The sequence below is a fragment of the Bradyrhizobium pachyrhizi genome, from assembly GCF_029714545.1.
In the GTDB taxonomy this organism is placed as follows: domain Bacteria; phylum Pseudomonadota; class Alphaproteobacteria; order Rhizobiales; family Xanthobacteraceae; genus Bradyrhizobium; species Bradyrhizobium pachyrhizi.
Window position 1 is genome coordinate 6,578,010 of sequence record NZ_CP121667.1, and the last position, 11,628, is coordinate 6,589,637.

Below are 11,628 nucleotides of genomic sequence, written 5' to 3' on the forward strand. Positions count from 1 at the left end.
AGCCGGGGTGCGGTCATCAGAAGCCCTCGCGAAGCCATCGTCCGACCTTTCCGAAGTAACCGTCTGTCCCTGTCCTGAGCTGCCGCGTGCGCCGCGGTTCGACATGTTCAAGATGTGCGTATTGCGGATAGACCAGGAGGCCCGTGGGCACCGAGAACGAGGCGCCCTTCGCCTCGTTCGGCAGCCGGCCGAAGCCGAGCGGCCGGCCGATGCGGACCTGACGGTTCAGGATGCGGGTGGCAAGCTCGACGGTGCCGGTGAGCTGCGAGGCGCCGCCGCTCAGCACGACGCGCGCCCTCGGCTCTGCCGCAAAGGGGGAATCCGCGAGCCGGTCACGGACCATTTCGAAAATCTCCTCGGCGCGATGCCGGACAATGTTCGCAATCGTGGCGCGGGACACGATTTGCGGTGTCTCCCGATCATCGCCTGCAGTGGGAACGGACATCAGCTCGCGCGAGTCCGAACCGCCGGTCAGCACCGTGCCGTATAAAGTCTTGATTCGCTCGGCATCCGCAATGCACGCGCCGATGCCGCGCGCAAGGTCCATCGTGATGTGTTGCCCGCCCAGCGCAAATCCGGATGCGTGCACGAGACGTCCGCCGGAATATGTCGCGATCGTGGTCGATCCCGCGCCCATCTCGACGACGGCAGCGCCGAGATCGGCCTCGTCATCGGTCAGCACCGAGAGGCCCGCAACATAGGGGCTCGACGCCATGGCTTCGACGTTGAGATGGCAGCGCTCGACCACCAGCATCAGGTTCTTGGCAACAGTCGCGTCCGACGTCACCACGTTCATGTCGACGCCGAACTGGCGCGCCACCATGCCTCTGGGATCGCGGATGCCCTTGACGCCGTCGAGCGCGTAGCCGACCGGCAGCGCGTGCAGCACGGTGCGGCCCGCGCCTGCGGCGTGGCGCATGCCGGCGGACGTGACGCGGCTGATATCGTCCGAGGTGACCGAGCCGCCGCGGATATCGGCCGCGGCTTCGACCAGCTGGCCGTGCTGCCGGCCGCCGGAGACCGACAGCAGGACGGATTCGACACGGACCTTGGCCATGCGCTCGGCCAGCGCCACCGCATGGCGTACCGCCTTCTCGCATTCGGCGAGATCGACGACAGAGCCCGCCTTGACGCCGCGCGACTGGATCTGGCTGTAGCCGATCAATTCGACCGCATGGGTGCGTCCGCGCAGCGCCTCGTTCGGCGGCGACGGCCTCAGCCGCGCGATCATGCAGGCGATCTTGCTGGAGCCGACATCGAGCGAAGCCACCATCGCGGTGCGCTTCTGCATCGGGCGGGTCTTCGGGGTCAGGTTGCGATCGAGGCCGGTCATGCTGAGTCACCGGCCTTCTTCTTGGACTTCTTGTCCTTGAACAATTCGTCGCGCGCCTTGCCGGCGTCCTCGGACAATTGCACGATCAGCCGATCGGGCAGGCGCATGTCGACGGCGACAATGTCGCGCGAGAACAGCTTCTCGTCCTTGTCGAGCCTGGAGAGCGCAGCGAGCGCGTTGCCGACGTCGTTCTCCGGCAGGCGGACGTCGAGACCGTCCTTGAGGCGCAGGTTCCAGCGCCGCTCGCCGACGAAGATCGCGGCCTTGGTCACCGAGCGCACCTGCGGGTAACGGTCGAGCAGCGCCAGGAAGTCGTGGGCCCTGACGTCGGCGCCCTTCCCCACCACGAGCGGCAGATTGAGGAAGCGGCGCGAGACGTAGGGCTCGAGCACCGCGCCGTCGGAGGCGATCACCGACAGGCGGCCGTTCTGCTGCCACAGCGCGAAGGCGGTGCGCTCGACGATGTCGATCTGCAGCCGGCCCGGATAGAGCTTCAGGATCGTTGCATCCGCGATCCAGGGATTGGCCTTCAGCTTGGCGCGCACGGTGTCGGCGTCGAGGAATAGCAGCGAGGAGCGGCCATTGACGCCGCCGATCGCGAGCACCTCGTCCTGGCTCAGCTGCTTGCGGCCGTTGATGCCGACGGTGGTGATGCGGAAGCCGGCGGTGTTGGCAAGCGCGTTGCGGGTGTCGCTGAGCGCGGTGGTGAATTCCTCAACATGGCCGCCCTTGACGATGCCGAGGCCCAGGCTGCCGAACAGGATCGCGAGCGTCGCGACCAGGCCGATGCGGCGCGGCAGATAGCGTTCGACCATCAGGATGTAGCGGTTCGGCGGCTCGCGATCGATCACCTGCGGCCGCTTGGCGGGACGCCGCCTGCGGCGCGCGAGATGGGCGCCGACATACTCGCGCAACAGCACCGCCGCTCCAATAGCGGCTGCTCTCAGGTCAGCTTGAGGCCCCAGCGATCGCAGCGATCGGGTGAGGCGTCCTGCACCATCCATTGCACGAGCTCGTCACATGTTGCGCCCGCAAACCCCGCGGGTCCCGGCACAAATCACGTCTCGGCTAGACCGGTGGGATTAGAGTGGCCCCCTGTTCCCTGGTTGCGATCCTCGAAGCGGTAATCCGCGACAGCTCACGCCCCGGCAGCCAAGCGCTACATGCGCCGCCAGCGTTAACCTTCGGGCTTCCTGGTAAACAAACGGTAAATGACTTCGGCCTGGAGCGTGTTTTGATCAACGCTGTGAGTACTTTGCCGCGAACTCGTTAGCATTTTAGCAACAGCGCCCGGTTCCATCCGGCCGACCAGGGCGGGTTCCCCCCGGCCGGGCATTAACTTCGGACGCGGCGGCGGGCCAGCTCGATCTGGTCGGTGAGGAAGTCGGCAAAGGCGATGCCCTGTGCTTTCAAGGCCTTAGGGTACAGTGATGCCGCGGTGAGCCCCGGCAGGGTGTTGGTCTCGAGATAGACCGGGCCATTGGCCGAGACGATGAAATCGCTGCGCGAGTAGCCTGCGCAGGACAACGCACGATGCGCCCGCAGCGCGTGGTCCATGATCGCGGCGCTGACCTCGGGCGCGAAGCGGCCGGGACAGATCTCCTGCGTCGACTTCAAAAGGTATTTGGCTGTGTAGTCGAAGGTTCCCTCCCCCGGCACGATCTCGATCGGCGGCAGCGCGAACACGGAGCCGTCGGACTGCTCGAGCACGCCGCAGGTCGCCTCCACGCCCGACACGAACGGCTCGATCAGATATTCTTCATGCTTCGCGGCATTGCGGACCGCGACGAGATCCTGCTTCGCGTTGACGAAGATCAGCCCGTAGCTCGATCCGTCCTTGGCCGGTTTCGCAATCAGCCTGCCGTGTTTCGCGAAGGCGTCATCGATCTGTTCGACATTGATGCCCTGCGGCGCGTTGAGGCCTGCGATCGCGGCGAAGCGCTTTGCCGACGGCTTGTCGAACGCCAGATGCGATGATGCCGAACCGGAGCCGGTGAACGCAACGCCGCGCATCTCGCACATCGCCTGCAATTCGCCATTCTCGGCGCGGCCGCCGTGCAAACCGAACACCAGCACCCGCTGCTCGGCGCTCGCCTTGTCGAGCGCCTGCTCGAGTGCGATGCCGCGACCGTCGGGCTTGAAGTCGACCTCGAACGGCCGCGTGTGGCCAAGCAGTTTTTCCGACGTCACCGCGTGCACGGTGTCGTCGACGTCCCAGAACCAGAGATCCGCGTCGGGCAGCGCGCGGTGCAGCGCCTGCGTGCTCGCCACCGAGACCAGCCGCTCCTTGTTGGTGCCGCCGAACAGAATGGTCACCTGCATCTTCTTTGCCTGTCTTCGCTACTTCCGTCATTCCGGGATGGTCCGAAGGACCAGACCCAGGTGCGCAATCGCGCACCCGGGAATCTCGATTAACGACCTCTGGATTCCGGGTTCGATGCTGCGCATCGCCCCGGAATGACGACTACGATGAATTTCCGATCCGCTTGATTTCCCAGTGTAGCTCAATTCCGCTGCTTTGCTTGACCCGTTCGCGCACCGTCTCGCCGAGCGTCTCGATGTCGTGCCCGGTGGCGTTGCCGGTGTTGATCAGGAAATTGCAGTGCATCTCCGACACCTGCGCGCCGCCGACCTTGAGGCCGCGGCAGCCGGCGGCGTCGATCAGCTTCCAGGCGCTGTTGCCAGGTGGATTCTTGAAGGTCGAGCCGCCGGTCTTCTCGCGGATCGGCTGCGCGGTCTCGCGATGGCTCTGCACCTCGTTCATGCGGGCGCGGATCACCTCAGCATCGGTGATCGTGCCGCGGAAGCGCGCCGAGGTGAAGACGATGGACGGATCGACGCCGCTGTTGCGATAGACGAACTTCATGTCGGCATTGCCGAACGTATGCTTCGTTCCATCGCGGCCGATGCCGGTGGCCTCGATCAGCACGTCTTTGGTCTCGCCGCCGTTGGCGCCGGCATTCATGCGCAGCGCGCCGCCGACCGTGCCGGGAATGCCGAAGAAGAATTCCATGCCGCCGATATCAGCCGCCGCAGCCGTCTCGGCGACGCGCTTGTCGAGCGCCGCAGCGCCGGCGGTGACGACATCGCCGACCGCGCGGGTCTCGCCGAAGGCGCGCGGCGCGAGCCGGATCACGACGCCGGGCATGCCGCCATCGCGCACGATCAGATTGGAGCCGACGCCGACGACATAGACCGGCAATTCCTGCGGCAGGCGGTTCAGGAAATAGGCGAGGTCATCTTCATCTGCCGGTGTGAACAGCACCTGCGCCGGGCCGCCGACGCGAAACCAGGTCAGCTCCGCCAGCGACTGGTTCGCCAGCAGCCGCCCGCGCAGCTCCGGCATCGCGGCTTTCAGATCGGGCGTGATGTCGGGGAAGGTCACGATCACCCCAGCGCCTTCAATTCGGCAGGCAGTGCGTAGGCCCATTGCGTGATGTTGCCGGCGCCGAGGCAGACGACAAGGTCACCGGGCTTGGCGAGGCCGTGCACGATCTTTGCGAGTTCGCCCGCGTTCGGCAGCGGGACAACGTTGCGATGGCCGTGGGCGCGCAGGCCGGCGGCGAAATGGTCGCGGTCGATGCCGGCGATCGGCGCCTCGCCGGCCGGATAGACCTCCGCGACCACGACCGCATCGGCATCGTTGAAGCAGGTGCAGAATTCCTCGAACAGCGATTGCAGGCGGGTGTAGCGATGCGGCTGCACCACGGCGACGATCTTGCCGTTGACGGATTCCCGCGCCGCCTTCAGCACGGCTGCGATCTCGACCGGATGATGACCGTAATCGTCGATCACGGTGATGCCGTTGGTCTCGCCGGTCTTGGTGAAGCGCCGCTTGACGCCGCCGAAGCCGGCCATGGCCTGGCGGATGACGTCGTCGGACACGCCGAGCTCGTGCGCCACCGCGATCGCCGCCGTCGCATTCGATGCGTTGTGGCGCCCCGGCATCGGCAGCATGATATCGGCGATCTCATGGACCGCGCCGGACTTGCGATCGCGGATCGCGACCGAGAATTTCGAGCCGCCGCCCATCGGCGTCAGATCCTTGAGCTGCGCATCGGCCTGCGGGTTCTGGCCGTAGGTGATGATGCGGCGGTCTTCGATCTTGCCGACGAGAGTTTGCACCACGGGGTGATCGGTGCACATCACGGCAAAGCCGTAGAACGGGACGTTCTCGACGAAATTGCGGAACGCGTCCTGGATCGCTTCGAAGGTCTTGAAGTGATCGAGATGCTCGGGGTCGATATTGGTGACGATGACGACGTCGGACGGCAGCTTCAGGAAGGTGCCGTCGCTCTCGTCGGCCTCAACCACCATCCAGTCGCCGGCACCGAGCCGCGCGTTGGAGCCATAGGCGTTGATGATGCCGCCATTGATCACGGTCGGGTCGAGCCCGCCGGCATCGAGCAGGGTCGCCACCATCGTGGTCGTGGTGGTCTTGCCATGGGTGCCGGCGATCGCGACGCAGCTCTTCAGCCGCATCAGTTCCGCCAGCATCTCGGCGCGCCGCACCACCGGAATGCGTCGCGCGCGGGCCGCCATCAGTTCGGGATTATCGCGCTTGATCGCAGTCGAGACCACGACGACATCGGCGCCGTCGACATTCTCGGCGGCGTGGCCGACCGAGATTTTTGCGCCCTTCTTGCGCAGCCGGTCCAGGTTGTAGTTATCCGAAGCATCGGAACCCTGCACGGTGTAGCCGAGATTGATCAGCACCTCGGCGATGCCGCTCATGCCGATGCCGCCGATCCCGACGAAGTGAATGGGTCCGATCTCGCGCGGCAGTCTCATGTTGCTAACACCTTCATCGTGTCCGGGCTCACCCGGCAATCCTCCGACTTATGAAAGACTGATATGGCCAGGACAAGCCCGGCCATAGCGTCCCACGCCCGAAAATTCTTCGAAAGCGGCCTAAATTCCTGCCACTTTCGCCACCAGATCGGCCAGCCGCTCGGCGGCATCGAGCCGGCCGACGCCGCGCGCTGACGCCGCCATCGCGGTCAGTTTCGCGGGTTCGGCAGCGTAGGCCGAAATGTCAGCGGCCAGCCGCTCGGACGTGAAGTCGCTCTGCGCGATGCGCAGCGCGCCGTTCGCCTGCGACAACACGCCGGCATTGGCGAACTGGTCCTGATCGATCGCGCCCGGCAGCGGCACCAGGATCGAGGGCCGGCCGATCGCGGCGAGCTCGGCGACCGTGCCGGCGCCGGAGCGCGAGATCACGAGCTGGCTCGAGGCGAGGCGCGCCGGCAGGTCGGCGAAGAACGGCGCGAGCTCGGCGTTGATCTCGAGCCGGTCGTAGACCGCGCGCACCCGATTCATGTCCTCTTCGCGCACCTGCTGGGTGATGATCAGGCGGCTCCACAGCGCGGGCGCGAGCTGCTCGATCGCCGGCGGCACAATATCGCTCATTACCCGCGCGCCCTGGCTGCCGCCGACGACGAGCAGGCGCAGCGGCCCGTTCGCCTCGGGCGGCGTGTATTTCACCGCGGCCGCCGCGAGGATCGCCGGACGCATCGGCGTGCCGACCGTGGTGGCCTTGCCGGCAAGCGCGGGATCGCGATCGAGCACGCCGGGCAGCGAGGTCGCGATCGCGTTGACGCGGCCGGAGAGGAAACGGTTGGCGCGGCCGAGCACCGCATTGGCGTCGTGGATGATGCCGGGCACACCGAGCAGCCGCGCCGCCATCAGCGGCGGCAAGGTTGGATAGCCGCCGAAGCCGACCACGGCCGCGGGCTTCAGCCGGCGCACCAGATTGGCGGCGATCAGCGTGCCGTAGCCAAGCATCAGCGCGGTCCGCGCCAGCGAGATCGGGTTGCGGCTGCGCACGGTCGCGCTCGGCACGAGGTCGATGCTCTCCCTGCCGAACAGGCCGGAATAGCGCAGCGCGCGGCCGTCTGTGGCGAGCCGGACGCGCAGGCCACGCCTGATCAATTCCACGGCGAGCGCTTCGGCCGGGAACAGATGGCCGCCGGTGCCACCGGCCGCCAGCAGAATCAGAGGCGCGTTGTCCATGGTTTCCAGATAACCGACACGACCGTCACAGTCACCTACGCGTAGGCGCGCTGAGCGCTGGCGCCCTCCATCGATTCGATCTCGGTGCGCGGCCGCTGCCGCGTCAGCGCCAGCATCATGCCGACGCCATAGGCAAGCGACACGAACGAGGAACCGCCATAGGAAATGAACGGCAGCGTCATGCCCTTGGCCGGAATCAGTTGCAGGTTAACCGCCATGTTGATGGTCGCCTGCACGCCGAACAGGATCGCAAGCCCCGACGCCGCAAAGCGCGAGAACATGTCCTCGGTGGCATAGGCGCGGGTCAGCGTGCGGATCACGATGAAACCGAACAGCGCCACCAGCATCAAGCAGAGGATGATGCCGAACTCTTCCGCCGCGACCGCGAACACGAAGTCGGTGTGGCTGTCCGGCAGGCTGCGCTTGGCGATGCCCTCGCCCGGCCCCAAGCCGAACCAGCCGCCGTTCCAGAACGCTTCCATCGCGGTGTCGACCTGGAAGGTGTCGCCGGAGGCGGGATTCATGAAGCGCTTGATGCGGCCGGCGACGTGCGGCACCAAAAGATAGGCGCCGAACAGGCCGGCGCCCGCCGCGCCGGCGAGCCCGAACACCCAGATCATCCGCATGCCCGCGATGAAGAACAGCGCGCCCCACACCGTGAGGATCAGCATGGTCTGACCGAAGTCGGGCTCCATCACCAGCAGCGTGACCAGCGTCAGCAACAGCACCAGCGCCATCGAGGTCGCCGGCATCTCCGGCCGCTTGGTCGATTCCGCAAACAGCCAGGCCGCGACGATGACGAAGGAGGGCTTTGCGGCTTCGGAAGCCTGGATGTTGACGCCGAGCAGCGTGATCCAGCGCCGCGAGCCCTTGACCTCGGGCCCGACCAAGAGCGTCAGCACGATCAGCACGATCGAGACCGCGAACACGATCAGCGCGGTGCGCCGGATCTGCCGCGGCGTCATGAACGAGACGCCGATCAGCACCATCAGCGACGGCACCAGGAACATGACGTGGCGGTTGAAGAAGTGGAACGGATCGAGCCCGATCCGGGTCGCCACCGGTGGGCTCGCCGCCAGCGACAGAATGACGCCGGCCAGCATCAACGCGGCGATCGCCACAAGCAGCAGCTTGTCGACGGTCCACCACCAGTCCGAGAACGGGGTGCGTTGGTCACGGGCGAGCATGGGCGTCCCCAGATGGCAGAGATAACGTCCATTCGTGGCGCAGGATGGTTTCCAAGGGGTTAACGGGATGGGTAACTTTTGAGGGAGGTGGAGCGGCGCCTCAAGCACAGCTGTCTGGATGCCCGCATGGGCGGGGCATGACACCGGAGAGAATGAGAGCCCATGGCTCCTTCCGCGCGTCGTCCCTGCGAAAGCAGGGACCCATACTCCGCGGCGGATGTTGTTGAAGCGACTCGTCGTTCCAACATCGCGCAACAATCAGCGTCGGTGGTTATGGGTCCCTGCTTTCGCAGGGACGACACCGAGTGGTGGGCGCCTCTTGCGCGTCATGCGTCCCCATTCTCGCGACATGAATCGTCCGAGCTTTGCATCTCGTTTCGCCCGCTCTTGAAGAGGGCGCAGGGAAAGCCGGGTGCCGATCGCACCCATGGGCCCCGGCAATGGGTAGAAAGCTCGGGGGTAGGACCACAGGTGTAGCCGGAAACAACCCGGCTTTCCCTGCGCGATGGGTTTCGCTGCGCTCTACCATCCTACGATTCTTCGCGCGCCCCGCAATGAAGGGGAGATTGTGTCTACACCACCGGCTTGACGCCGGGCAATGCCTGGACGATGTCGCGGAAGGCGGTGCCGCGGATTTCGAAATTGCGGTACTGGTCGAACGAGGCGCAGGCCGGCGACAGCAGCACGACGGCTTCCGCGAGCCCCGATGCCTCGGCATCGCGCGCGGCGCTGGCGATCGCGACGTCGAGCGTGCCGGACATGTCGTGCGGGACGCGCTCGCCGAGCGTGCCGGAGAATTCGGCCGCCGCCTCGCCGATCAGATAGGCCTTGCGGATGCGCGGAAAATATTCGGTCAGGCTGGTGATGCCGCCGGCCTTCGGCTTGCCGCCGGCGATCCAGTAGATGTCGGCGAACGAGGATAGCGCATGCGCGGCCGCATCCGCGTTGGTACCCTTGGAGTCGTTGACGAACAGCACGTTGCCGCGGCGGCCGACCTGCTCCATGCGGTGCGCGAGACCCGGGAAGCTGCGCAGGCCGTTCTGCAGCACGTCGGTCGCGATCCCCATCGCCAGCGCGCAGGCCGAGGCGCAGGCGGCGTTCTGCGCATTGTGCAGACCGCGCAACGAGCCGATGCCGCCTAACCGCGTTATCTCGCTGCGCGCCGCGCCCGACGCACGCACGATGGTCTCGTGCTCGACATAGAGGCCGTCGGGCAGCGGGTTCTTCACCGAGATGCGCACCACGCGCTTGCCGGCGCGATCGAGCCGGTCGGCGATGTTGCGGCACCAGATGTCGTCGACGCCGACGATCGCCGTGCCGCCGGCCTGTACGCCGGCGACCAGCCGCTCCTTCACCGCCGCGTAATGCTCGAGCGTGCCGTGGCGATCGATGTGATCCTCGCTGATGTTGATCAGGATGCCGACCGACGGATCGAGCGACGGTGCGAGATCAATCTGGTAGGATGACATCTCGATCACATGGACACGCCCCATGCGCGGCGGCTCCAGCGACAGGATCGCGGTGCCGATATTGCCGCCCATCTGGGTGTCGTAGCCGGCGACCTTCATCAGATGCGCGATCAGCGCGGTGGTGGTCGATTTGCCGTTGGTGCCGGTGATGGCGACGAATGGCGCGTTCGGCGCGTGACGGCGCCGCTCGCGGCAGAACAGTTCGACGTCGCCGATCACCTCGCACCCCACCTCGCGCGCCTTCAGCACGCTCCAGTGCGGCGCCGGATGGGTCAGCGGCGCGCCGGGGGTCAGGATCAGCGCGGCGAAATTCGCCCACGACACGGTGCGCAGATCAGCGGTGGTGAAGCCGGCCTGCGCCGCCTTGACGACGTTGTCGGCATTGTCGTCGGCCGCGATCACCTCGGCGCCGCCAGCCTTCAGCGCCTGGCAGCTCGCAAGCCCGGAGCCGCCGAGCCCGAACACCGCGACCGTCTTGCCGGAGAAGGAGGTGACCGGGATCATGGCGACGCTCAGCGCAGCTTGAGGGTGGAGAGGCCGGCGAGCGCCAGCATCACCGAGATGATCCAGAACCTGATCACGATCTGCGGTTCGGTCCAGCCCTTCTGCTCGAAATGATGGTGCAGCGGCGCCATCCGGAACACGCGCTTGCCGGTGAGCTTGAACGAGGTGACCTGGACGATGACCGAGACCGCCTCCAGCACGAACAGGCCGCCGATCACGGCGAGCACGATCTCGTGCTTCACAGCAACCGCCGTCGCGCCGAGCATGCCGCCGAGCGCCAGCGAGCCGGTGTCGCCCATGAAGATCGAGGCCGGCGGCGCGTTGAACCAGAGGAAGCCGAGGCCTGCGCCAAGCACCGCGCCGCACAGCACCGCCAGTTCGCCGGTGCCGGCGACGTAATTGATCTGCAGGTAATCCGAGAACACCGCGTTGCCGGTCAGGTACGAGATCATGCCGAAGCTTGCGGCGGCAATCATCACGGGCACGATCGCAAGACCGTCGAGACCGTCGGTGAGATTCACCGCGTTGCCGGCGCCGACCATCACGAAGGCGCCGAAGATCACGAAGAACCAGCCGAAATTGATCACGAGGTCCTTGAAGAACGGAATCACGAGCGAGGTCGACGACACGTCGCGCCCGAGCCGGACCAGCGCGTAGGTGGCGGCGAGCCCGATCACCGCCTCGATCAAGAGCCGCAGCTTGCCGGCGAAGCCGCTGTGCGACTGCTTTGTGACCTTCAAATAATCGTCATAGAAGCCGACGAAGCCGAAGCCGAGCGTCACCGCCAGCACGATCCAGACATAGGGATTGAGCGGATTGGCCCAGAGCAGCGTCGACACCACGAGCCCGGACAGGATCATCAGCCCGCCCATGGTGGGCGTGCCCTTCTTGGAGATCAGATGCGACTGCGGACCGTCGGTGCGGATCGGCTGGCCCTTACCCTGCCGCAGCCGCAGATGATCGATGATCCAGGGCCCGAACAGGAACACGAACAGCGCGCCGGTCACCATCGCGCCGCCGGTGCGGAAGGTGATGTAGCGGAACACGTTCAAAGCGCTGCGGAACGCCCCAAACCCCGGAACGGTGTTGGACAGTTCGATCAACCAGTAGAACATTCGAGGGG

The 11,628-nt window shown here is 66.1% G+C and carries 9 protein-coding genes and 1 pseudogene; all 10 read right to left on the bottom strand.

Going from position 1 to position 11,628, the window contains the following annotated elements; translation table 11 throughout:
• Window positions 1-16: 16 nt before the first annotated feature.
• The 10 genes and pseudogenes from ftsA to mraY all read right to left on the bottom strand — a co-directional run bounded on the left by ftsA (window position 17) and on the right by mraY (window position 11,620).
• On the bottom strand, window positions 17-1,333 hold the full coding sequence (gene ftsA, locus QA639_RS31280; RefSeq protein ID WP_028332543.1) for a cell division protein FtsA: 1,317 nt from the start codon (window positions 1,331-1,333) through the stop codon (window positions 17-19).
• Window positions 1,330-2,337 carry a cell division protein FtsQ/DivIB gene (locus QA639_RS31285; RefSeq protein ID WP_283087976.1) on the bottom strand — a complete coding sequence of 336 codons (1,008 nt, stop codon included), beginning with the start codon at window positions 2,335-2,337 and terminating at the stop codon, window positions 1,330-1,332. Before QA639_RS31285 ends, ftsA begins: the two co-directional genes overlap by 4 nt.
• A pseudogene (locus tag QA639_RS31290) lies at window positions 2,277-2,571 on the bottom strand (D-alanine--D-alanine ligase); the annotation flags it as partial. The pseudogene QA639_RS31290 and the gene QA639_RS31285, both read right to left, overlap by 61 nt.
• Window positions 2,572-2,668: 97 nt before the next feature.
• Complete coding sequence (locus QA639_RS31295) at window positions 2,669-3,655, bottom strand: D-alanine--D-alanine ligase family protein (protein ID WP_157346169.1); 987 nt, start codon at window positions 3,653-3,655, stop codon at window positions 2,669-2,671.
• A gap of 142 nt (window positions 3,656-3,797) precedes the next feature.
• On the bottom strand, window positions 3,798-4,718 hold the full coding sequence (gene murB, locus QA639_RS31300; protein ID WP_028332546.1) for a UDP-N-acetylmuramate dehydrogenase: 921 nt from the start codon (window positions 4,716-4,718) through the stop codon (window positions 3,798-3,800).
• 2 nt (window positions 4,719-4,720) lie between these two features.
• A complete protein-coding gene (gene murC / locus QA639_RS31305) occupies window positions 4,721-6,124 on the bottom strand; it encodes a UDP-N-acetylmuramate--L-alanine ligase (RefSeq protein WP_050385394.1) in 1,404 nt (467 codons plus the stop codon).
• Between the two features lie 120 nt (window positions 6,125-6,244).
• Window positions 6,245-7,345: an undecaprenyldiphospho-muramoylpentapeptide beta-N-acetylglucosaminyltransferase gene (gene murG / locus QA639_RS31310; RefSeq protein ID WP_157346173.1), complete on the bottom strand. Its 1,101-nt coding sequence runs from the start codon at window positions 7,343-7,345 to the stop codon at window positions 6,245-6,247.
• Window positions 7,346-7,380: 35 nt separating this feature from the next.
• Window positions 7,381-8,532 carry a putative lipid II flippase FtsW gene (gene ftsW, locus QA639_RS31315; protein WP_050385393.1) on the bottom strand — a complete coding sequence of 384 codons (1,152 nt, stop codon included), beginning with the start codon at window positions 8,530-8,532 and terminating at the stop codon, window positions 7,381-7,383.
• 572 nt (window positions 8,533-9,104) lie between these two features.
• Entirely contained in the window at window positions 9,105-10,505 is a 1,401-nt protein-coding gene (gene murD / locus QA639_RS31320) for a UDP-N-acetylmuramoyl-L-alanine--D-glutamate ligase (protein ID WP_157346174.1), read from the bottom strand.
• 8 nt (window positions 10,506-10,513) lie between these two features.
• Entirely contained in the window at window positions 10,514-11,620 is a 1,107-nt protein-coding gene (gene mraY, locus QA639_RS31325; protein WP_028332550.1) for a phospho-N-acetylmuramoyl-pentapeptide-transferase, read from the bottom strand.
• Between the last annotated feature and the right edge of the window lie 8 nt (window positions 11,621-11,628).

Bases quoted from the DNA above. Each gene is read 5' to 3' on its own strand.
- ftsA (WP_028332543.1), bottom strand. From the start codon at position 1,333: ATGACCGGCCTCGATCGCAACCTGACCCCGAAGACCCGCCCGATGCAG.
- QA639_RS31285 (WP_283087976.1), bottom strand. From the start codon at position 2,337: ATGGATGGTGCAGGACGCCTCACCCGATCGCTGCGATCGCTGGGGCCT.
- QA639_RS31295 (WP_157346169.1), bottom strand. From the start codon at position 3,655: ATGCAGGTGACCATTCTGTTCGGCGGCACCAACAAGGAGCGGCTGGTC.
- murC (WP_050385394.1), bottom strand. From the start codon at position 6,124: ATGAGACTGCCGCGCGAGATCGGACCCATTCACTTCGTCGGGATCGGC.
- murG (WP_157346173.1), bottom strand. From the start codon at position 7,345: ATGGACAACGCGCCTCTGATTCTGCTGGCGGCCGGTGGCACCGGCGGC.
- ftsW (WP_050385393.1), bottom strand. From the start codon at position 8,532: ATGCTCGCCCGTGACCAACGCACCCCGTTCTCGGACTGGTGGTGGACC.
- murD (WP_157346174.1), bottom strand. From the start codon at position 10,505: ATGATCCCGGTCACCTCCTTCTCCGGCAAGACGGTCGCGGTGTTCGGG.
- mraY (WP_028332550.1), bottom strand. From the start codon at position 11,620: ATGTTCTACTGGTTGATCGAACTGTCCAACACCGTTCCGGGGTTTGGG.